Genomic DNA, 21060 nt, shown 5'->3' on the forward strand with positions numbered 1-21060 from the left:
ATCTACTTCCCTGTAATAATTGAATGTGAAAGATAGTCACTGACAGCCTTAAGCGCTTCTGGAGCACCCCGCAAACCCTCGGTACCCAAATGTATACGAGCATCCCCACCTGCAAAGTCGAAATGGTGCAACCCGACCGTGCAATACGTACGCAAACTACCAAACTCCAAATTCTCCAGCTGCTCCTTATTCATTTTCAAAAGATATGCTTTACTCAAACCTCTTGCAGAAGCTTTAGATTCTGGCGAATTCAAACCATCACAATTTATCCTCCGTGGTGTTCCATCACGCCGGCGCCAGTCGTGCATAACAAAAGTTCGAACAGAGAATTCATTTTTGATACTGGGTGGAGGCGCGGTAAGCCAAAGTTCCAGGCCTGGATAGTTCTTCAGCTTTACAACCAGCTCATCCGGCCAATCCACATGCCGCCCGCCCATATTGTGCGGTTCCGTGGTATCCCTTCTGGTGTAAAGCCTGGCGGAAACCCGGAAATGCGTCCAGCTGGTGGGTGGTTCTACCCCAAGAGTTTCATACACAGGAAACAGTTCTTCTCCCGTCCACCAGAATGATCCTGAAAGAAGATCGGCAATACAGGACCCGTCGCTCCTTAATGTCGATCCAAAATGGAACCCGGGAATCTTTGTCCGGTCCAGCAGGCTGCCGCCAAGTATCGGGACCTGCTCCATACCCGCCAGCTTCCTGCTGCACGCCCCTTGTTTCTTCTGATAAATCTCGCGCGCTACTGCGGCCTCCTCCCATCGAATACAGAAATCAACGACCCAATAACAGATCGCTAATAACACGCCATATTTAACTCCCCTTCTGCACTGGCGAAAAACCTCCTTGCGAGACATCTTAAGCATTTCAAATCTCCATTTTAAAATGACCAATCACATCACTCGAAACAACTCACCTCATCAACCCCTTAAACACTTCAAAGTAACCGCTTACTCCTTTAACCACATCGAATTCGCTTGCCTTCAACCTCGCCGCATCTTTCATAGACTCAAAACCACCGAAAGACGTTAAAACCCTGCACACTGCCGTGGCGATTTCTTCAGCGTCAAAAAAATCAACAAGTATCCCGCTGATCCCATCTTCGATAACTTCCTGCACGGGAGCGGTATTTGAACCTACGACAACACAGCCAGATGCCATTGCTTCCAATAAAGACCATGACAGTACAAACGGATATGTCAAATACACGTGAGCCTTTGAAAGACTCAGAACAGACCTGTATGTTTGATAAGGCAACCTCCCAATAAAGTGAACATTGGAAATATCAACATCCACCTCCGCGACCATCTTGCTTCGCCAGTTCGGGTATCCAATGGGCATCCGCCCATAACTGACATCATCCCCACCCACTACAATGACCTGCGCACTCGGGCACTTTTCCTGAATATAGGGAATGGATCTCATAAAACTATGAAAGCCTCGGTACGGCTCGAGGTTTCTGGCGACATAAGTCACGATAGGCTGACCTGCTCTTAACACGCGCCCACTCGGCAGCGTTACAGACTCGACCTTTTCTGATTCGGCAAATTGAACAATGCCTTCATGAATGACGCGAATTTTAGACTGATATATTTTCGGAAAAAGACCGCGCTGCCATTGTGTAGGTGCAATCCCGGCATCGCACTGCTCAATATTCAGGAGATGCATCGAATTCAAGATTCTAAGCCTTGAGGACGTATCCATCGCACAGGGAAACTCAGGATCGAAACCAGAGTCCGCCTCACGCGCTCGGTAATAGTACTCACAGAAATGAACCAGAGGCACGTCGGGATACACATCTTTGACGAATAGCGATTCACCCCACCCAGGATGAGCGAGAACTACATCAGGCCGAAAGCCTGCCTGGCTGAGTCTCTTCAATATTCGTTGAACTTGTTGCCCGTCCGCAACAGCCTCTTCATATCTGTACAAATAGTTATGAACGCCATTAATCATCTTCCTTGAGGGTCGATAACGAAATAATTTTACCCCTGCAATACCTGGCGCTGTATCGCGTCCAATTGCAATGACGCCCAGACGCCTGTGCAATGCTTCCAACGCCACATGACGAAACTGACCGGGAAAATTCTGATGAATGATAAGAAGATTCATATCTGAGCAATAACCCGCGCTTATACACCTCCATGAAATTGAAGTTTTTCAACGTCAACATGTGCATACAAACGCTAACAAATGGTCAGAAATAAAACTGTAGGAGGGTTCCGAGAACCTCCTAGGAGATGGTGCAATCCACACCAACACAAAAAACAGGCACAAAAAAAGCGGCGCTCAATGCGCCGCTTTTTTGCGGGGGGTTACCAGCGGTTGCCGTGTCGGTTGTAGTCGCCGCGTCCACTGTGACGGTCGTAGTTGCCACGACCCCGGCGGTCATCCCAGCCACCGCGACGGTGGTCGTCCCAGCGTCCGCGATCATGACCGTGCCAGCGACGGTTCTCGTAGTAGCGCGGAGCCGGTTGGTAGTAACGAGGCGCCGAGTAATAGCGTGGAGCCGGTTGGTAATAACGTGGCGCTGGCTGGTAGTAACGCGGCGCCGAATAATACGTGCTGCCGCCGCTGTAATAAGTGCCACCGCTGTTGTAGTACGAAGGTGCCTGCGATGTGTAGACCTCTGAGCTGTAGTAGCCATCTCCGTAGGAATAAGGGACGCATCCGCCAAGGGAAAAAAGCATCACGGTAAACAGAAGAATTCGGCGATACATGGCGGCCTCCTGGACCGCGGGTAGCCACACCAGCGACGCTGGCAGGCGTCAGTCTTTCATTCGGCGACTGACGAAATATCTGACAGCGATTTCGGCATCCGGTGCGTTTCTGCAACAACTTGAAACAAGTGATTCATGAAACCTTGTTCATGCAGAAATGCCGTCATTCAGCCGCTGATTAGTGGTGCCCACCGTGGTATCCGCCGCCGTGATAACCCCGTCCGTAGCCACCGCGATAGCCATAGCCGCCGTAGTAATAGCGGGCACCGCCGTAGTAGCGCGGACCGTAATAACCACCGTAGTAATAAGGCGAGTAGTAGCCGGGATAGTAATAGGGCGTGGAGTAAACATCGTAGCCACCGGCGTAGTAGTAACAACCGGACAGCCCCAGACCGAACACCGCAGCGAACAGTGCCCGACGCAGCATTTTCTTGAGCAGCATGACGGCCTCCTGAAAGACCTGTGACAGCAGTCGGCACAGACCGGCTGACATCAGGTTTGACTGGCTAACCGCTAACGAGTGCCCACGCCGAACGCGCATCGGATCAGCGGCCATCGCGCTGCATCACGGTGCAAGCGCGCACCAACACAAAGCGTCGCCCGCACCTGCCAACTGAGCCCTGCTACCCACAAGCCACGTGGCAGGCGGCTCGCCGCGACTTGGCACGCCTCTCGCTTTAGCAAACCCGTGCAGGAGTCATCACAGGTTCGCGGCACCACAATTTGCAATGGCTGACTAGGGTTCCGGCTCGCATCTGCGAGTGGCTGGTCCGAGAGTTGGCGACCTCCAGTTGAGGTTACACGGCGGGACAAAAGCCCGGGAGACAAGCCACCGTTCGCGGTGCCGCGTTGCCTTCCTGTCCGCCCTCGATCAACTGGAGAATCCGCCATGTCACGACTACGTTTCCCCGCCCTGCTCGCCGCCGCCTTCGCCGCCCTCCTCAGCAGCCAGACCCAGGCTGCCCAGAAAGACCATTTCAGCGTGTGCTGGACGATCTACGCCGGCTGGATGCCATGGGAATACGCCGGCAGCCAGGGCATCGTCGATAAATGGGCGAAGAAATACGGGATCAAGATCGACGTGGTCCAGCTCAACGACTACGTCGAATCGATCAATCAATACACCGCCGGTCAGTTCGATGGCTGCACCATGACCAACATGGATGCGCTGACCATTCCGGCCGCCGGTGGCGTGGACAGCACCGCGCTGATCGTCAGCGATTTCTCCAACGGCAACGACGGCATCGTCCTCAAGGGTGACGGCAAGAAAGTCGCCGACCTGAAGGGCATGGACGTCAACCTGGTCGAACTGTCGGTCTCGCATTACCTGCTGGCCCGCGCGCTGGACTCGGTCGACCTGACCGAAAAAGACCTGAAAGTGGTCAACACCTCCGACGCCGATATTTCCGCCGCCTTCAACACCGAGCAGGTCAACGCCGTCACCACCTGGAACCCGATGCTTTCGGACATCAAGGCCAAACCCGGCGTGACCGAAGTCTTCAACTCCAGCCAGATCCCCGGCGAAATCATGGACATGATGGTGGTCAACAGCACCACCCTCAAAGACAACCCGGCGCTGGGCAAGGCGCTGACCGGCGCGTGGTTCGAAGTGGTCGACTTGATGAACGCCAGAAACACCGCCGGCAAAGCCGCACTTGAGCACATGGCCAAAGCTTCGGGAACCGATCTGGCCGGATTCCAGGCGCAACTGGACACCACCAAACTGTTCGCCACGCCGAAAGAAGCCCTGGCGTTCGCCACCAGCAAGCAACTGCCGGAAACCATGCGCAAAGTTGCCGAGTTCTCGTTCCAGCACGGTTTGCTCGGCGAAGGCGCCAAGGACACCAGCGCCGTCGGCATGTCCTTCGCCAACGGCGTGACCAGCGGTGACACAGGCAATCTCAAGCTGCGTTTCGATCCGACTTACGTGCAGCTGGCCGCCGACGCCAAGCTGTAAGCCACGGAGGATTTGGCCATGCGCCTGATCAATCGTCACCCGGATCGACCGAGTCGCCTGCTGCTGGTGATCCTGCCCTTCGCCCTTGTGCTGTTCGCCTACTTCATGGGCTCGGCCGAGCGCCTGGCGGACAACCCCAACGACAAACTGCTGCCCAGTGCGGTGCAGATGAGCGATGCGGTCAAACGCCTGGCATTCAAAGCCGACAGTCGCACCGGCGAATACCTGCTCTGGCAGGACACCGCGTCGAGCCTCGGACGCCTGGCCATCGGCCTCGGCATCGCGGCGCTGGCCGGGTTGTGCCTGGGCATGGCGGCCGGCACCCTGCCGCTGTTCGGCGCACCGTTGTCGCCGATGCTGACGGTGTTATCGATGGTGCCGCCGCTGGCGATACTGCCGATCCTGTTCATCGTCTTCGGCCTCGGCGAGCTGTCGAAAGTGATGCTGATCGTGATCGGTATCACCCCGGCACTCGCCCGAGATCTGGAACAGCGCGCGCGGGACATTCCGGTCGAACTGCTGATCAAGGCGCAGACCCTCGGCGCCTCGACCTGGACCCTGATGCTGCGCGTGGTTCTGCCGCAACTGTTGCCGCGCCTGCTGATTTCACTGCGGCTGATGCTCGGCTCGGCGTGGCTGTTCCTGATCGCCGCCGAAGCCATCGCTTCCACCGACGGTCTGGGCTACCGGATTTTCCTCGTGCGCCGTTACCTGGCGATGGATGTGATCCTGCCGTACGTGGTGTGGATCACCCTGCTTGCCTGGCTGATGGATTGGGGCCTCAAGCGCCTGACCCGGCGCGCATTCCCCTGGTATGAGGGGGCGGCCAAATGAGCTTCATCACAGTGAAAAACGTCTGGCAGCAATACGCCGACCAAGTAGTGCTCGAAGGCTTGAACCTCAACGTCAACGAGGGCGAATTCTGCACGCTCGTCGGTGCTTCGGGTTGTGGCAAGTCGACCTTCCTGCGCCTGCTGCTCGGTCAGGAAACCGCCAGTCGCGGCGAGATTCTGCTCGATGGTCAGCCACTGGCGCGCGAGCCGGATGCGAGCCGTGGCGTGGTGTTCCAGCGCTACTCGGTGTTCCCGCACCTGTGCGTGCTGGACAACGTCGCCCTCGGCCTCGAACTGCCGCGTGCGCCACTGCTCGGGCGTCTGTTCGGCAGTGCCAAACAGGACGCCCGCGAGCAGGCCTCGGCGCTACTGCACAAAGTCGGCCTCGGCCATGCGCTGGACAAGTACCCGGCGCAACTGTCCGGCGGCATGCAACAACGGTTGGCGATCGCCCAGGCGTTGATCATGAAACCGCGCGTGTTGCTGCTCGACGAACCGTTCGGCGCACTCGATCCGGGCATTCGCAAGGACATGCACGCGCTGCTGCTGACGCTGTGGCGCGAGACGCAACTGACCGTGTTCATGGTCACCCACGACCTGTCCGAAGGTTTCAGCCTCGGCACCCGCCTGCTGGTGTTCGACAAGGTCCGCCTCGACCCGCACGCCCCCGGCGCCTATGGCGCACGCATCACCTACGACATCCCTTTGAACAGCGACCGCCGCGCCCAACGCGCCGCCGTCGACGCCCTGCCGGTGCAACTGGCGAGCGCCCTTCGAACCGCTTGAGAGGAACTTCCCATGACTGATTCAACCCGAATTTTTCCACCCTTCGCCGAAGAAACCCTGCCCGGCGGCGGCCACCGCTCCTTCGTCTTGAAGCGCGGGCAACTGCTGCGTCTGACCGACCTGCGCGGTGGGGCCAACGTCAGCCTGACCTTGCTCAACGCCAACGAAAAAACCGAGCGCCTGAACCTGCCCGACAGCCTCAAGTGCCAACACACCGCCAAGCTCACCACCGGCCATTGCCTGTACTCGGACATGGGCCGGGTGCTGGCGGCAATCACCGCAGACACTTGTGGCTGGAGCGACAGCCTCGGCGGTGTGCTGTGCGCTGAAGAGGTCGCGGAAAAATACGGCCAGGGCCGCTATCAGGAACTGCGCAACGGTTTCTTTCGCAACGGCACCGACAACCTGCTGGTGGAACTGGGCAAGTGGGGCCTGGGCCTGTCCGACCTTCTGATGACCCTCAATCTGTTCAGCCGGATCAACGTCGATGAAGCCGGGCGCTTCCATTTCGTCGAAGGCCATTCGAAGGCCGGCGATTACATCGAGCTGTACGCCCCGATGGACACCCTCGTCGTCCTCACCGCCCTGCAACACCCGATGGACCCGTCGCCCGACTACGCGCCTAAACCGCTGAAGCTGAGCTGGATGAACGCTGACCCGAGCGTCGCCGAGCACTGCCGTACCTCGCGCCCGGAGAACGAGCGCGGCTTTATCAACACCGACCGTTTGTTTGCCTGAGGATCATCGCCATGTCAGTTGCTATCGCCACTTCGCAGAAACAACCCGACGCTGCGGTGTACCGCGCCACCATTCCCGCCGGCGAACCCTGGCTGATGGAGGTCAAGGCCGGCCAGACCCTGCGCATCCTCGATCTGGAAGGCAATCAGGCGGTCGACACCTTGTTTTACAGCGCCGCCAATCCCCGTGAGCGCTACGACGTACAACGCACATTGCGCCGACAAAACAACGTCTACCTGAGCACCGGCAGCGTTTTGTATTCCAACCTCGGCAAACCGATGCTGACCCTGATAGCCGACACCTGCGGCCGCCACGACACCCTCGGCGGTGCCTGCGCGCAAGAGAGCAACACCGTGCGCTACGCCTTGGAAAAACGCTACATGCACAGCTGTCGCGACAACTACCTGCGCGCCTGCGCCCACGACGGACGCCTGGGCAAAGGTGACATCGGGCCGAACATCAATTTCTTCATGAACGTGCCGGTGACTGCCGAGGGTGGCCTGACCTTCGAAGACGGGATTTCCGCCCCCGGCAAATACGTCGACCTGCGCGCGGAGATGGACGTGATCGTGCTGATTTCCAACTGCCCGCAACTGAACAACCCGTGCAACGCCTACAACCCGACACCTGCGGAGCTACTGGTATGGAACTGAAATTCGTCCGTCTGCGCCGCTGGTTGTTTGCCCTGTGCCAAGCGCGCTCAGGCCAGTGCTTGAAAAAGTGAAGTGATTTCGCCGTCGGGGACGACCCTGACGCCTGAACAAAAACGGCGGGACGGCCCGCCTCCCAGTCGAGCCCGCACCCTGCGCGGGCTCCGGGGGTTTCTCCATGTTCGAAAAAGTCCTGATTGCCAACCGTGGCGCGATTGCCTGCCGCATTCTGCGCACTTTGCGTGAACTGCACGTCGAAGGCGTCGCGGTGTACTCCGAAGCCGATGCCGCCAGCCTGCATATCCTGCAAGCCGAGCAAGCCCACAGCCTCGGCGAAGGCGCAGCGGCCGGCACCTATCTGGCCGTGGACAAGATTCTCGCCATCGCCAAAACCACTGGCGCCACCGCGATCCACCCCGGCTACGGCTTCCTCTCGGAAAACGCCGCGTTCGCCGAAGCCTGCGCAAACCATGGCATTGCCTTCATCGGCCCGACACCGGAGCAACTGCGGGTGTTCGGCCTCAAGCACACCGCACGGGCTCTGGCCAAACAGCACGGCGTGCCGATGCTCGAAGGTACCGAACTGCTCGACAGCCTCGATGCTGCACTGATTGCCGGCGCACAGGTCGGTTATCCGGTGATGCTCAAAAGCACTGCTGGTGGCGGCGGCATCGGCATGCGTGTGTGCCGTAACGCCAGCGAACTGAGCGAGTCGTTCGAGGCAGTGAAGCGCCTAGGGCAGAACAACTTCAGCGACGCCGGGGTGTTCATCGAGAAGTACATCCAGCGTGCGCGGCATCTGGAAGTCCAGGTGTTCGGCGACGGCCAAGGCGCAGTGATCGCCCTTGGCGTGCGCGACTGCTCGGTGCAGCGGCGCAATCAGAAAGTCCTCGAGGAAACCCCGGCACCGAACCTGCCCGAAGGCATGGCGGATGAGCTGTGTGCGGCGGCGATCAAACTGGCCAAAGCGGTGAATTACCGCAGCGCCGGCACCGTCGAATTCGTTTTCGACAGCGATGCGCAGCGCTTCTATTTTCTGGAAGTGAACACCCGGTTGCAGGTCGAACACGGCGTTACCGAACAGGTGTGGGGCGTCGATCTAGTGCGCTGGATGATCGAGTTGGCGGCCGGTGACTTGCCGCCGCTGGCCGAGTTGTTCGCAGGCCTGCAACCGCAGGGGCATGCGATTCAGGCGCGGCTGTATGCCGAGGATCCGGGCCGCGATTTCCAGCCCAGCCCCGGCTTGCTGACGGCGGTCGATTTCCCCGTCGCCGATGGCCGGCACCTGCGCATCGACACTTGGGTCGAGGCTGGCTGTGAGATCCCGCCCTACTTCGATCCGATGATCGCCAAGCTCATCAGTTGGGCGCCGACCCGCGAACAGGCGCGTGCCGATCTGCATCAGGCCCTTGGCGACAGCCTGCTGTACGGCGTGGAAACCAACCGCGACTACCTGCGGCAGATTCTGCTCGATACGCCGTTCGCCAGCTGCCAGCCCTGGACCCGTTGCCTGGAAGGCCTGGTGTACCGGGCCAACACGTTTGAAGTGCTGAGCGCCGGCACCCAGACCAGCGTCCAGGACTACCCCGGTCGCCTCGGTTACTGGGCGGTCGGCGTGCCACCTTCGGGGCCGATGGACAGTCGCGCGTTGCGTCTGGGCAATCGTTTACTGGGCAACGATGAAGGCCTGGCGGCGCTGGAAATCACCATGAGCGGGCCGTTGCTGCGCTTCAATTGCGATGCGGTGGTGGCCGTGACCGGCGCACCGATTGCCCTGACACTCGACGGCCAGCCGCAGGCGATGAACACCGCCCTGCTGATCCCGGCGGGCAGTCAATTGCACCTGGGCAATCTGCCGGGTGCCGGGGCCCGCAGCTACCTGTGCCTGCGTGGCGGCGTGCAAGTGCCGGATTATCTGGGCAGCAAAAGCACCTTCACGCTCGGTCAGTTCGGTGGTCATGGCGGGCGGGCCTTGCGCGCCGGTGACGTGCTGCATCTGGCTGCCCTGAATGAGCGCAGCGCCGGGCAGACATTAGCCGCCCATCACGTCAGCGAATTACCTGCCGTGCGCCGGATCCGCGTCATCTACGGCCCTCATGGCGCGCCTGAATATTTCACTGAAAACTACATCGGCACCTTTTTCGCCACGCAATGGGAAGTGCATTTCAACTCCAGCCGCACCGGGGTGCGCCTGATCGGGCCGAAACCAGAGTGGGTGCGCGCCGACGGCGGCGAGGCCGGGCTGCATCCGTCGAACATCCACGACAACCCCTACGCCATCGGTGCGGTGGACTTCACCGGCGACATGCCGGTGATCCTCGGCCCGGATGGCCCGAGTCTTGGCGGGTTTGTCTGCCCGGTGACGGTGATTGAGGCGGATCTCTGGCAACTGGGTCAGCTCAAGGCCGGGGACAAAGTGCAGTTCGTGCCGGTCGATCTCAAGACCGCACGCGATCTCGCCCTCAAATGGGATACCTGTGGGAGCAGGCTTGCCAGCGATGGGGCCCGACCAGACATCGCACCCACTTCATTACAGGCATTGGTTTCGCCCGTGGTGCTGGATTTGAGTCAGGGGGACACGCGACTGGTCGCCCGACTGTCCGGCGATACCCATCTGCTGCTGGAAATCGGCGCCCCGGAGCTGGATCTGGTCCTGCGCTTCCGGGCGCACGCACTGATGCAGGCGCTGCAAGCCAAAGCCCTGCACGGCGTGATCGACCTGACCCCGGGCATCCGCTCGCTGCAAGTGCACTACCAGCCCGAACAATTGCCGCTGGCCGATCTGCTCGGCATCGTCGCCGGCGAGTGGAACGCCGTGTGCAGCGCCACTGACCTGCAAGTGCCGTCGCGCATCGTCCACTTGCCCCTGTCGTGGGACGACCCGGCCTGCCAGTTGGCGATCGAGAAATACATGACCACCGTGCGCAAGGACGCGCCGTGGTGCCCGAGCAACCTGGAGTTCATCCGCCGCATCAATGACCTGCCCAACCTCGACGAGGTGCAACGCACGGTGTTCGATGCGAGCTATCTGGTGATGGGCCTCGGCGACGTCTACCTCGGTGCACCGGTCGCCACGCCGCTCGACCCGCGCCATCGGCTGGTGACCACCAAGTACAACCCGGCGCGCACCTGGACCGCCGAGAACTCGGTGGGCATCGGCGGCGCCTACATGTGCGTCTACGGCATGGAAGGCCCGGGCGGTTATCAGTTCGTCGGGCGTACCTTGCAGATGTGGAACCGCTATCGCGAAGTGGCCGCGTTCGAAGGTAAACCGTGGCTGCTGCGCTTCTTCGACCAGATCCGCTTCTACCCGGTCAGCGCCGACGAATTGCTGCGCATCCGCCGGGATTTTCCCCTCGGGCGTTTCGACCTGAACATCGAACAGAGCCAGCTCAACCTCGGCGACTATCAGGGGTTTCTCAACCGCGAAGCCGAGAGCATCCACGCCTTTCGTCTACAGCAGCAAGCCGCGTTCAACGCCGAGCGCGAACGCTGGATCGCCAGCGGCCAGGCGCACTTCGACAGCGAAGAAGCCGTGCCGCAAAGCCAGGAAGAAACACCGCTGGCCAGCGGTCAGCAGAGTGTCGACAGCCACATTGCCGGCAATCTGTGGCAGGTCCAGGTCGAGGTCGGGAGTCGCGTCGCGGCCGGTGATGCGCTGGTGATTCTGGAGTCGATGAAGATGGAGATCCCCGTGCTCGCGCCGCTGCCCGGCGTGGTCCGGGAGATTCGCGTGCAACCCGGTTCGGCGGTGCGCGCCGGTCAACGGGTCGTGGTGCTGGAACTCGACTGAACCCATTTTTGCAAAGGATGACCTCATGAACCTGCAACTCGATGCCCTGCGCCAGGCCTACCGCGACGGCCAGACCACACCGCGCAAATTGCTGTTGGCTTTGCGGGAAAAAGCCGCTGCGCTCAATCCCGACTATCACCTGTTTATTCATCTGCTCAGCGTCGAGGAGCTGGAGCCGTACCTCGCCAGCCTCGACGGCGGTGATCCAGAGAGTTTGCCGCTGTATGGCGTGCCGTTCGCGATCAAGGACAACATCGACCTCGCCGGTGTCCCGACCACGGCCGCGTGCCCCGCATTCGCCTACCTTCCCGAACGTTCGGCAACCATTGTCGAACAGTTGCTGGCGCTGGGCGCGATTCCGCTGGGCAAGACCAACCTCGACCAGTTCGCCACCGGCCTCAATGGCAGCCGCTCGCCGTATGGCGCCTGCCCGAACAGCGTGTTGCCGGAATATCCCTCCGGTGGTTCCAGCGCCGGCTCTTCGCTGGCAGTGGCGCTCGGCGTCGCCAGTTTTGCCCTGGGCACCGACACTGCTGGCTCGGGACGGGTGCCGGCAGCGCTGAACAATCTGCTGGGACTCAAAGCCACCAAAGGCCTGATCTCTACGGCGGGCGTGGTGCCGGCCTGCCGCACGCTGGACTGCGTCACGACCTTCACCGCGACCGCACGCGAGGCCAGCCAGTTGCTGGCACTGACCGCCCGCTTCGACCCTCGGGATGAATACAGCCGCAGCAATCCGGCGTGGAATGACGGCTCGGCATTCGGTGCTCCCAAACCCTTCCGGTTTGGCGTACCGCGGGCGCAGGATCTTGAGTTTTTCGGTTGCCCCGAAGGCCCGCTGCTGTTCGGCGATGCCATCGACCGTCTGAAGGCTCTGGGCGGCGAAGCGGTCGAACTGGATCTGTCACCGTTCCTCGAAGCTGCGCGGTTGTTGTACGAAGGGCCGTGGGTCGCCGAGCGTTACAGTATCGCCGGCGAACTGATGGAACAGCGTCCCGAAGCAGTGCTGCCGGTGATCCGCGCGGTGCTGGCCAAGGCCCCGGCGGTGACGGGCGTGCAAGCGTTCCGTGCGCAGTATCGACTGCAAGCGCTCAAAGCCGTTTGCGATCAGGCCCTCGACGGACTCGACTGTGTGCTCACGCCCACCATCGGCCGCCCGGTGACCCTGGCCGAACTGGACGCCGAGCCGGTGCTGCGCAACGCAGAACTGGGTTACTACACCAATTTCATGAACCTGCTGGATTATGCGGCCGTCGCCGTGCCCAGTGCGGTCATGGACAATGGTTTGCCGTGGGGCGTGACGCTGTTTGGCCGGGCGTTCACCGACCAGTATCTGCTGGGCCTGGCGGACGCCTTGCAGCGCCAGCATAATTTGGTGCTGCCGACACCGGCGAGTCCGGCGCGCAATGACCGGGCGCGGCTGGTGGTCTGCGGCGCGCACCTTGATGGACTGGCCCTGAACTGGCAGTTGCAGCAACGCGGCGCCCGCCTGATCGAAGCCACCCACAGCTCTAAGGACTACAAACTCTACGCGCTGGCCGGCGGCCCACCACTGCGTCCGGGCATGCTGCGCGTGGCGGAAGGCGGCGTGGCAATCGAGGTGGAGGTCTGGGAGTTGCCAAGCCGCGAGCTCGGTTCATTCCTGACCGGCATCCCGGCCCCCCTCGGGCTGGGCAAGGTACAACTGGCGGACGGCCGCTGGGAGAGCGGTTTCATCTGCGAACCCTACGGGCTGGCCGGAGCGCTCGACATCAGCCATCTGGGTGGTTGGCGCGCCTACCTCGCCAGCCGCGACTGACCCGAAAACCTGGCAAATCGCCGACCCTCTCCCTGCTGGAGAGGGTCGGTGAGAGAGCGGCGTCTGATTACCCGTCATTTCAGGCACAAATCCCGCAGTTTTTTCCCGGCCATCTCACTAGAATGCTGCCATCGGGCCACCGTCGACGGAACTGCCAATGCCGCTCAGATCTGCGTTTTACTCCCAACGTTCGCTGGTATTGACTCTGGTCGCCCTCCTCGGCGCAGGTTTTCTCGCCACCTCGCTGCTCAGCTACTACGCCTCGCGGGCGTCGATCCGCGACAACATCGTCAACACCGAACTGCCGCTGACTTCCGACACGGTGTACTCGGAAATCCAGAAAGACCTCGTCAGACCGATCCTGATTTCATCGATGATGTCCCGCGACACCTTCATGCGCGACTGGGTGGTGAACGGCGAGAAAGACAGCGACCAGATGACCCGCTACCTCGACGAGGTCATGACCCACTACGGCGCGTACACCGCGTTCTTCATTTCCAACAGCACCCACACCTACTACCACGCCAAGGGCGTGCTCAAGCAGGTGAAGATCGACGAGCCACGCGACGCCTGGTACTTCCGCGTGCGCGACATGAAGGATCCGTACGAGATCAACGTCGACCCGGACCTGGCCAACAAAGACAACATGACCTTCTTCATCAACTACAAGGTCTACGACTACAACGATCGCTTCATCGGCGCCGCCGGCGTAGGGCTGACGGTGGACGCAGTGATCAAGCTGATCGACAAGTACCAGCAACGCTATCAACGCAGCGTTTACTTCGTCGACACCTTCGGCCGACTGGTCTTGACCGGCGCCGAGGGCGGGCCGGAAGGGGCGCCGGTCGGAAAAAGCCTGAACGACCTCGACAGCATGAAAAGCCTGGTCAGCCAGTTGCCCAAACCCCACAGCGGCAGCTACGAATATTCCGCCCACGGTCAGGGACATTTCCTCAACGTGCGGTTTATTCCGGAGTTGAACTGGTACCTGTTCGTTGACAAACGCGAAGACGGCGCGCTGAGCGAAATCCGCCAGTCGCTGTACCTCAATTTGCTGATCTGCCTGCTGGTGACGTTGATCGTGCTGGCGCTGGTCAACCGCTTGATCCGCCGCTATCAGGAAAAGATCCACGCCCAGGCCACCCTCGACAGCCTCACCGAACTGCCCAACCGCCGTGGCTTCGACCTGCTCGCCGTGCAAGCGCTGCACGAAGCTCAGCGCGAGCCGAAACCGCTGACCGCGCTGCTGCTGGATCTGGACCACTTCAAAGTCTTGAATGACACCTACGGACACATGGCCGGCGATCAGGTGCTGATCGGGTTCGCCCGGGACCTGCAAAGCTGCCTGCGGCACTCAGACATCGTCTGCCGTTGGGGCGGTGAGGAATTTATCGTTCTGCTGAAGGACACCGACGGCGAGACCGGTCAGAAGATTGCCGAGAAGATCCGCCAGCACGTCGAACAGCATGAATATGCCTACAACGGTCATACCCTGAATCTGACGGTCAGCATCGGCGCCACCACCCTGCAACGGGATGACACCTTGCACAGCCTGCTGTCCCGGGCCGATCATGCGATGTACCGGGCCAAACAGACCGGCCGTAACCGCACCTGCGTGGAAATGCCTCACTCGACCTATGCCTGACACTCATGACCAAACCTGACCTCTGCCCGGCCTGCGGCGCCCGCAACGACTGCACCCTGGCCGACCCGCGCACCGCCGACCGCGCCTGCTGGTGCTACGGCGTATCCATCGATCCGGCAGTGCTCGAAGCCCTGCCGGCGGAGCTGCGCGACAAGTCCTGCCTGTGCCCGCGTTGCGCCCAGGTCGAGGCGCAACTGCAAGCGGCCAAGCCGTCGATCCCGTAAGATGCGCGCCCCGCTTCTTGCCGATTCCTGATCATGCGCGTCGACCGTTTCCTCAGTAACCTGCCCCGCTACAACCGCAAGCAGGTTCGCCTGTTGCTGGTGGAAAAGCGCGTGCGCATTGACGGAAAAGTCGTCAGCGATCCCCACAGCGAAATCCTGGAATTCAGTCGCGTCGAAGTCGACGACGAAGTGCTGCAAAGCGGCAAACCGGCGCGCTATTTCATGCTGTACAAACCGCAAGGCTGCGTCAGCGCCACCCGCGATCCCGAGCATCCGACCGTGCTCGACCTGATCCACGAGCCGGACAAGGACGACCTGCACATCGCCGGGCGCCTGGACTTCAACACCACCGGGCTGATGCTGATCACCAACGACGGCAGCTGGTCGCGGCGCCTGACCCAACCGCAGACCAAACTGCCGAAGGTCTATTACGTCGAGACCGAACAGGAAATCGGCCCGGAATATGCGATCAAGTTCGCCGAGGGAATCTACTTCGCCTTCGAGGACCTGACCACCCAACCGGCGCAGCTGGAAGTGCTCGGCCCACGGACGGCGCGGCTGAGCATCGTCGAGGGTCGCTACCATCAGGTGAAGCGCATGTTCGGTCACTTCAACAACAAAGTGCTGCGCCTGCACCGCGAATCCATGGGCCCGCTGCCGCTGGATCACGCGCTAAAACCGGGCGAGTACCGCGCTTTGCGCACCGAAGAGATTCATTTGTTCTAAGCAGCCGACCGCTCAGCAGAAGTTGTCGAACAATTTACCAACGGCACTTGCGCGATCCGGATCCCCCTGCTTGAATCAGGACGTCGGCCAAATTGTGACCGACGAGTCACACATAACTTCTAAGAAACTTTTTGTCGGTAGAGAGCCTCAAGGGCTCCGCCTCAGCCGGCAGATTGCCCGCCAATAACAATACCCGTCGACCTGCCGTAACGGATCGACATGGGCTCCAAAATTCCAGGCGTATGCCTACCTGTCACAAAGCTCGTGCAATCTCTATTTGCGCGCATACCCGCTTGCTTGCCAGGAGTCTTATGACATGAGGCCAGAAATCGCTGTGCTGGATATACAGGGTCAGTATCGGGTTTACACGGAGTTCTATCGCGCAGACGCCGCAGAAAAGACCATCATCCTGGTCAACGGCTCGATGGCCACGACTGCGTCGTTTGCACAAACCGTGAAAAATCTGCACCCGCAATTCAACGTGGTCTGCTACGACCAGCCTTACGCGGGCAAGTCGAAAGTCCACAACCGCCACGAGAAACATCTGACGAAGGAAGTCGAAGGTCTGATCCTGCTGGAACTGATCGATCACTTCGCGGCCGAACACGTGCTGTCGTTCTCCTGGGGTGGCGCCGCGACCATGGTCGCCCTCGCCCATCAGCCTCGGCGCATCGAAAAAGCCGTGATCAGCTCGTTCTCCCCGGTGATCAACGCGCACATGCTCGATTACCTCGAACGCGGCGTCGAATGCCTCGGCCAACGTGACGGCGACCGGGTCGGCCACCTCGTCAACAACACCATCGGCAAACACCTGCCGTCGCTGTTCAAGCGCTTCAACTACCGCCACGTCAGCAGCCTGGCCGAGCACGAATACGGGCAGATGCATTTCCACATCAGCGACGTGCTGCACAGCGACCGTCAGTGCTATCTGAATGCGGCAAAGAAAATCAACGTACCGGTGCTGTTCATGAACGGCGAATGGGACGAATACACCGCCGCCGAAGATGCGCGCCTGTTCGGCAACCATGTCGCGCAGAGCACCTTCACCACCCTGCAGGCCACCGGGCACTTCCTCGACATGGAACACAAGTCGGCCTGCCGGGACAGCCAGAACGCCCTGCTCGGTTTCCTGAAACCGGCGCAACAGGCCAGCCGAACGCGTTACCAGCTCGTCCAGGATCACCATGCATTGGCCATTTGAAACAGTGTCGTCGCGAGCAAGCCTGCGGGTCCGGGATTCAGCCGTCCTCCAGCCCGCAACGCTTGCCCGCGATTGACCGATCCGGCTCTGATTCAGGCTTTTCCACTCGCCACACGCAAAGAAAACTTCAAATCCGTGGCCGAGTCTGGTACAAAGTCAGCCGCTCTGAGCGGGTGTCGTATAATGGCATTACTCCAGCTTCCCAAGCTGATAACGAGGGTTCGATTCCCTTCACCCGCTCCACTATTTTCAAGGCTTCCAGCCTACCCCCGATACTCCAAGGTGTCCGTTAAGGTGTCTGTTTCCGGTTCTTAGTGTCCGGTAACGAACAGAACCTGGCACCTCTGCTACCTGCAAGCGACCCTCCACAACTGATCAAGCTTTGTCGTGTAGCTCTGACTCATCATCTCGCGCCGCATTGCCCTATCGGGATTGATCGGCACACCCGCAGACCGCAGTGTTCCCCTGCCCACCTCTCATTGATCTTATCCAGCACCGTCATCAGGTTCGTCGCCTCGGCCGATTGCGTGGTGGCAAATAGATCCTCGGTGAATTCACCAGGCTGGCACAGATTGACGAACATCACCTCTGCCTTGCTGTATTTGAATCCCGGCCGGAATACGCGCTCGACAGCATTGACGGCGGCCTTGGTAAGCAGACGCACATCATCAGTGGAATATGGCAGTTCGATCAGGACGCCGTTTGCGTATTTGGCCTCGAACGGATTAACCATGCCGGTGCGAATGCTGACGCGGACTTTCTTACACAGTGAGTTCTGGGTCCGCAATTTTTCCGAGGCGCGCATCACGTATGTGGCGACGGCTTCCTTGATCGGTGCCAGTTCTGTGAGGCGCTTACCGAACATCCTGCTGCAGCAGATCTCCTGCTTGGGCTGATCCGGCTCGTCCAACTCAAGACATGCAGTGCCAGCCAATTCACAGGCGGTCTTCTCGATCACCACGCTGAAATTTTTTCGTAGCGCCCAGGCGTCTGCCTTCGCCAGGTCCATCGCGGTCTTGATGCCCATGCCATCCAGGTGCAGCTTCATGCGTCGCCCTACTCCCCAGCCCCCGGCTACGTCCGTGTTGCATAACACCCAGTCGCGCTTGATCGGATCGCACATGTTCACGACACCACCGGTTTGCGCCTGCAGGCGTTTGGCTATTTGGTTGGCCAGCTTGGCCAGGGTCTTGGTGTGTGCGATGCCGACGCCGACCGGGATACCGTGCATCGCAGCACCTGGCTGCGGATCCTGCGGCCGAGACTGTCCACGTCGTTGATGCCGGTGAGGTCGACAAAGGCTTCGTCGATGCTGTAGACCTCGACGGCCGGCACTATCGACTTGATCAAGGTCATGACACGTTCGCTCATGTCGCCGAACAGCGCGTAGTTCGAGGAGAACGGGACGATGCCGTGTTGCTTGAGTTTGTCTCTGATCTGGAAGTACGGCCCGCCCATTTTCACGTAGGGCTTGGCGTCGTAACTGCGGGCGATGACGCAGCCGTCGTTGTTCGACAGCACCACGATGGGCACTTTGGCCAGGTCTGGTCGGAACACACGATCACAGCTGGCGTAGAAGCTGTGGCAATCGATCAGGCCGAATACCGGCAGCTGCTTAGACATGGCTGCGCACGCTACTGGTTATCACACCCCAGATCGCCAGTTCGTCACCTTATAGTACGTATCGTGGCGGATACTTGGGGTTTTCCGACATCAGGATAACTTCCTTACCGCGAAGGCACAGGCGTTTAAACACAGGCTCATTGTTCAACAGTGCAATGACTACGTGACCGTGGGTCGGCTCCAGCGAACGATCTACTACCGCCAGATCCCCGTCAAAGATGCCTGCCTCCCTGCATGCTTTCCCCGGTAATTTTCACTAGATAGACATGCGGAGCACGGATGTTCAGCACCTCATCCAGAGAGATGTGTGCCTCAATGTGATCCGCCGCCGGCGAAGGAAAACCAGCTGGGACTTGGAACAGACAAGGAGGCAGCTTCCGGCCGACCTCTGCAATACGGCCTGAAATTGAATAGCTCATGACGCTCGACTTCCCAGACTGTACGAATGCACAGTTAACTTTCAGAAGCGCCTGCGGTCAATTTCTGTAGGAGATATCTTATAGGCGGGCGAGCTATGTGCGGACGACTTTCACAATACGACGGCATCCACGACTTCGTGGCGGCGCTGAGCATGCCGAACGCCCTGGTCAACTCAACCGAGGAACAACGTTTCGAGCGGTACAACGCCGCACCAACCGCCCAGCTCGCCCTCTTCCATCAGGAAGGCGACTTCCTTCACGCCGACATGATCCGCTGGGGGTGGCGCCCGCATTGGGCAAAAGACCATGCTACACCGATCATCGCCTGGGTCGAGAAAGTCGCCCACGGCCCATTCTTCCGCGCGGTCTGGCCGCACCGGGCGATCATCGCGATCAACAACTGGTTCGAGTTGGTCGACGAAGGCGGGCCGAAGAAGCAGCCCTATCTGGTCAGGCACCGGGACCGTTCGCCGATCCTTTGTGCCGCTATTGGCCATTACCCGAATAGGAACACGACCCAGGTGGACACGACGGCTTCGTGATCTTACCGCGGACAGCGCAGGTGGCATGGTCGATATCCACGACCGGCGGCCGGTGGCGTTATCGCCAGAGTTCGCCCGCGAATGGCTGGATCCGGCAACGCCGAAAGAGCGCGCCGAGCAGATGGTACTGAACCAGGGCGAACCGACAGACGTTTGAGTGGTTCAAGGTTGACCGGACCGTGGGAAATGTCAGAAACCAAGGTCCAATCTGATCAGGCCCGCAGATTGATTCAGTCCTTCAACTGAGGTTCAGTCAGCACTCCTCGCTAAGAAGGTGATGTACTGAGTCGCGGGCGTTTTTGGTCTCGGGGTTTTAAAGGGAGTCAACGGACATTTCAGCCCCCCAAACGCCCCTCGAAAACGCTGATTTGGTACAAAAGTGATACGAGATCTTCCTGTGAATAAGTCCTATAGAACAAGCTCATTTGGCCGATTAAGAAAGATTAATAACGATGTCGAAAACCCGGACTAGACTCCCCGGTGAGAGCCATGGCAAGGACTGCTTGGATCCAAAAAACTCTGTGACTGCTCCGGTTCCGTTGGTCGGAATCGCAGTAGAAAATCTACATATGAGCTGGGCGCAAGTGATCGGACACAATTTCCGAATTGACAAGCTTGTTGACTTGTCGATAATCGCCGTCCAGTGTTGATAAAGCTGTGGATAAGCTGTTGACCACATCTTGTATGCAGCGCTTTACCAAAAGGAGATCCCATGAAACCGAATGAAATCTTGCTACGCTGCTTCGCTGAGCGAAAGGAAGATTACTGGCAGGCTTTCTGCATCGATCTTTGCTTGGGGGTTCAAGGAGAGAGCCTAAAAGAAGTTCAGCGCAAGCTGCACGAACAGGTTGCCGACTACCTTCAAGACATCCTCGATGGAGAAGACCGGCCGTACGCCGCTCAGCTATTGAGACGCAAATCGCCTATGCCGATCGTAGCGAAGTACCATCTGATTTCAGCGATGAACCATATCCATCGATGGAAGAAGAGTGCCTTCGCCTTCCGTGACGCAATGCCTTTGAAGCTAGCTTCGTAACGAATGGCGAGACATCACCCTCTCGATTGCAAGCAGGTCAAAACAGCTCTGAAAGCTTTAGGATTTGAGCCTCGACCAAGGACTGGAACCTCGCATGAGAAGTGGGTGAAGACCACTGACGCAGGACGGTTCATTGTGACAGTGGATTGCCCCAAGCAGCCTTTCGGCCCCGACTTGGTCAGTTCCATGGCAAAACAGGCCGGTGTCAGCAAGGCAAAATTCTATGAAGAAGCGTTGAAATGAATAGATGTTCTGCATGTACCTATGCAGTGAGTAGCACGAAACGCCATACGGCGTAGGCGAATCCTCTTTGATTCACTATATATGCGTGCTAAAAGTGATATCGAATTGACGTCACAAGCGGGATGGCGA

Annotated in this window: 17 protein-coding genes, 1 tRNA gene, 3 pseudogenes and 1 riboswitch; of the genes and pseudogenes, 15 read left to right on the forward strand and 6 right to left on the reverse strand. The window is 59.5% G+C overall.

Features of this window, described 5'->3' with window-relative positions; genetic code table 11:
• Window positions 1–2: 2 nt before the first annotated feature.
• The 4 genes from K5E37_RS23035 to K5E37_RS23050 form a co-directional block, all read right to left on the reverse strand.
• Window positions 3–863, reverse strand: a complete 861-nt coding sequence (locus K5E37_RS23035; RefSeq protein ID WP_085605520.1) for a hypothetical protein — start codon at window positions 861–863, stop codon at window positions 3–5.
• Between the two features lie 46 nt (window positions 864–909).
• Window positions 910–2109, reverse strand: a complete 1200-nt coding sequence (locus K5E37_RS23040) for a glycosyltransferase family 4 protein (RefSeq protein ID WP_221535255.1) — start codon at window positions 2107–2109, stop codon at window positions 910–912.
• Between the two features lie 203 nt (window positions 2110–2312).
• The gene (locus K5E37_RS23045) at window positions 2313–2717 is read right to left on the reverse strand and encodes a hypothetical protein (RefSeq protein WP_007957969.1); all 405 of its coding nucleotides are present in this window, start codon (window positions 2715–2717) and stop codon (window positions 2313–2315) included.
• A 178-nt stretch (window positions 2718–2895) separates the two neighbouring features.
• Window positions 2896–3159 (reverse strand): hypothetical protein, encoded by a 264-nt coding sequence (locus K5E37_RS23050; RefSeq protein WP_221535256.1) that lies wholly within the window; start codon window positions 3157–3159, stop codon window positions 2896–2898.
• 283 nt (window positions 3160–3442) lie between these two features.
• A riboswitch (guanidine-I (ykkC/yxkD leader) is annotated at window positions 3443–3543 on the forward strand.
• Between the two features lie 63 nt (window positions 3544–3606).
• On the opposite strand from K5E37_RS23050, the gene K5E37_RS23055 reads away from it, so the two are divergent.
• From K5E37_RS23055 to K5E37_RS23110, 12 genes are all read left to right on the forward strand, one after another.
• Window positions 3607–4674 (forward strand): putative urea ABC transporter substrate-binding protein, encoded by a 1068-nt coding sequence (locus tag K5E37_RS23055; protein WP_221535257.1) that lies wholly within the window; start codon window positions 3607–3609, stop codon window positions 4672–4674.
• 18 nt (window positions 4675–4692) lie between these two features.
• Entirely contained in the window at window positions 4693–5508 is an 816-nt protein-coding gene (locus K5E37_RS23060; protein WP_221535258.1) for an ABC transporter permease, read from the forward strand.
• Complete coding sequence (locus K5E37_RS23065; RefSeq protein ID WP_085605508.1) at window positions 5505–6293, forward strand: ABC transporter ATP-binding protein; 789 nt, start codon at window positions 5505–5507, stop codon at window positions 6291–6293. Before K5E37_RS23060 ends, K5E37_RS23065 begins: the two co-directional genes overlap by 4 nt.
• A 12-nt stretch (window positions 6294–6305) precedes the next feature.
• Complete coding sequence (locus K5E37_RS23070; RefSeq protein ID WP_221535259.1) at window positions 6306–7031, forward strand: urea amidolyase associated protein UAAP1; 726 nt, start codon at window positions 6306–6308, stop codon at window positions 7029–7031.
• Between the two features lie 11 nt (window positions 7032–7042).
• The gene (locus K5E37_RS23075) at window positions 7043–7684 is read left to right on the forward strand and encodes an urea amidolyase associated protein UAAP2 (protein WP_007957962.1); all 642 of its coding nucleotides are present in this window, start codon (window positions 7043–7045) and stop codon (window positions 7682–7684) included.
• Window positions 7685–7859: 175 nt separating this feature from the next.
• On the forward strand, window positions 7860–11474 hold the full coding sequence (gene uca / locus K5E37_RS23080; protein WP_221535260.1) for an urea carboxylase: 3615 nt from the start codon (window positions 7860–7862) through the stop codon (window positions 11472–11474).
• A gap of 25 nt (window positions 11475–11499) precedes the next feature.
• Complete coding sequence (gene atzF, locus K5E37_RS23085; RefSeq protein ID WP_221535261.1) at window positions 11500–13272, forward strand: allophanate hydrolase; 1773 nt, start codon at window positions 11500–11502, stop codon at window positions 13270–13272.
• A 157-nt stretch (window positions 13273–13429) separates the two neighbouring features.
• On the forward strand, window positions 13430–14917 hold the full coding sequence (locus tag K5E37_RS23090) for a sensor domain-containing diguanylate cyclase (protein ID WP_221535262.1): 1488 nt from the start codon (window positions 13430–13432) through the stop codon (window positions 14915–14917).
• Between the two features lie 5 nt (window positions 14918–14922).
• Window positions 14923–15141: a cysteine-rich CWC family protein gene (locus K5E37_RS23095; RefSeq protein ID WP_221535263.1), complete on the forward strand. Its 219-nt coding sequence runs from the start codon at window positions 14923–14925 to the stop codon at window positions 15139–15141.
• 33 nt (window positions 15142–15174) lie between these two features.
• Window positions 15175–15867 (forward strand): pseudouridine synthase, encoded by a 693-nt coding sequence (locus tag K5E37_RS23100; protein ID WP_221535264.1) that lies wholly within the window; start codon window positions 15175–15177, stop codon window positions 15865–15867.
• 316 nt (window positions 15868–16183) lie between these two features.
• Window positions 16184–17068: an alpha/beta fold hydrolase gene (locus K5E37_RS23105; RefSeq protein ID WP_221535265.1), complete on the forward strand. Its 885-nt coding sequence runs from the start codon at window positions 16184–16186 to the stop codon at window positions 17066–17068.
• Window positions 17069–17237: 169 nt separating this feature from the next.
• Window positions 17238–17311, forward strand: a tRNA-Gly gene (locus K5E37_RS23110).
• A gap of 104 nt (window positions 17312–17415) precedes the next feature.
• On the opposite strand, the pseudogene umuC reads toward K5E37_RS23110, so the two are convergent.
• Window positions 17416–18691, reverse strand: a pseudogene (gene umuC, locus K5E37_RS23115) (translesion error-prone DNA polymerase V subunit UmuC).
• Between the two features lie 49 nt (window positions 18692–18740).
• Window positions 18741–19110 (reverse strand): annotated as a pseudogene (locus K5E37_RS23120) (LexA family protein).
• A 95-nt stretch (window positions 19111–19205) separates the two neighbouring features.
• Here K5E37_RS23120 and K5E37_RS23125 point away from each other — a divergent pair.
• From K5E37_RS23125 to K5E37_RS23135, 3 genes and pseudogenes are all read left to right on the forward strand, one after another.
• A pseudogene (locus K5E37_RS23125) lies at window positions 19206–19864 on the forward strand (SOS response-associated peptidase family protein).
• 500 nt (window positions 19865–20364) lie between these two features.
• Window positions 20365–20688 (forward strand): hypothetical protein, encoded by a 324-nt coding sequence (locus K5E37_RS23130; protein WP_221535266.1) that lies wholly within the window; start codon window positions 20365–20367, stop codon window positions 20686–20688.
• Between the two features lie 3 nt (window positions 20689–20691).
• A complete protein-coding gene (locus K5E37_RS23135) occupies window positions 20692–20931 on the forward strand; it encodes a type II toxin-antitoxin system HicA family toxin (protein ID WP_221535267.1) in 240 nt (79 codons plus the stop codon).
• Window positions 20932–21060 lie beyond the last annotated feature (129 nt).

The organism is Pseudomonas sp. RIT778, from assembly GCF_019718735.1.
Lineage (GTDB): Bacteria > Pseudomonadota > Gammaproteobacteria > Pseudomonadales > Pseudomonadaceae > Aquipseudomonas > Aquipseudomonas aphyarum.

Excerpts from the sequence above, each read along its gene's own strand:
- K5E37_RS23035 (WP_085605520.1), bottom strand. The coding sequence starts at position 863 with ATGCTTAAGATGTCTCGCAAGGAGGTTTTTCGCCAGTGCAGAAGGGGA.
- K5E37_RS23040 (WP_221535255.1), bottom strand. The coding sequence starts at position 2,109 with ATGAATCTTCTTATCATTCATCAGAATTTTCCCGGTCAGTTTCGTCAT.
- K5E37_RS23045 (WP_007957969.1), bottom strand. The coding sequence starts at position 2,717 with ATGTATCGCCGAATTCTTCTGTTTACCGTGATGCTTTTTTCCCTTGGC.
- K5E37_RS23050 (WP_221535256.1), bottom strand. The coding sequence starts at position 3,159 with ATGCTGCTCAAGAAAATGCTGCGTCGGGCACTGTTCGCTGCGGTGTTC.
- K5E37_RS23055 (WP_221535257.1), top strand. The coding sequence starts at position 3,607 with ATGTCACGACTACGTTTCCCCGCCCTGCTCGCCGCCGCCTTCGCCGCC.
- K5E37_RS23060 (WP_221535258.1), top strand. The coding sequence starts at position 4,693 with ATGCGCCTGATCAATCGTCACCCGGATCGACCGAGTCGCCTGCTGCTG.
- K5E37_RS23065 (WP_085605508.1), top strand. The coding sequence starts at position 5,505 with ATGAGCTTCATCACAGTGAAAAACGTCTGGCAGCAATACGCCGACCAA.
- K5E37_RS23070 (WP_221535259.1), top strand. The coding sequence starts at position 6,306 with ATGACTGATTCAACCCGAATTTTTCCACCCTTCGCCGAAGAAACCCTG.
- K5E37_RS23075 (WP_007957962.1), top strand. The coding sequence starts at position 7,043 with ATGTCAGTTGCTATCGCCACTTCGCAGAAACAACCCGACGCTGCGGTG.
- uca (WP_221535260.1), top strand. The coding sequence starts at position 7,860 with ATGTTCGAAAAAGTCCTGATTGCCAACCGTGGCGCGATTGCCTGCCGC.
- atzF (WP_221535261.1), top strand. The coding sequence starts at position 11,500 with ATGAACCTGCAACTCGATGCCCTGCGCCAGGCCTACCGCGACGGCCAG.
- K5E37_RS23090 (WP_221535262.1), top strand. The coding sequence starts at position 13,430 with ATGCCGCTCAGATCTGCGTTTTACTCCCAACGTTCGCTGGTATTGACT.
- K5E37_RS23095 (WP_221535263.1), top strand. The coding sequence starts at position 14,923 with ATGACCAAACCTGACCTCTGCCCGGCCTGCGGCGCCCGCAACGACTGC.
- K5E37_RS23100 (WP_221535264.1), top strand. The coding sequence starts at position 15,175 with ATGCGCGTCGACCGTTTCCTCAGTAACCTGCCCCGCTACAACCGCAAG.
- K5E37_RS23105 (WP_221535265.1), top strand. The coding sequence starts at position 16,184 with ATGAGGCCAGAAATCGCTGTGCTGGATATACAGGGTCAGTATCGGGTT.
- K5E37_RS23130 (WP_221535266.1), top strand. The coding sequence starts at position 20,365 with ATGAAACCGAATGAAATCTTGCTACGCTGCTTCGCTGAGCGAAAGGAA.
- K5E37_RS23135 (WP_221535267.1), top strand. The coding sequence starts at position 20,692 with ATGGCGAGACATCACCCTCTCGATTGCAAGCAGGTCAAAACAGCTCTG.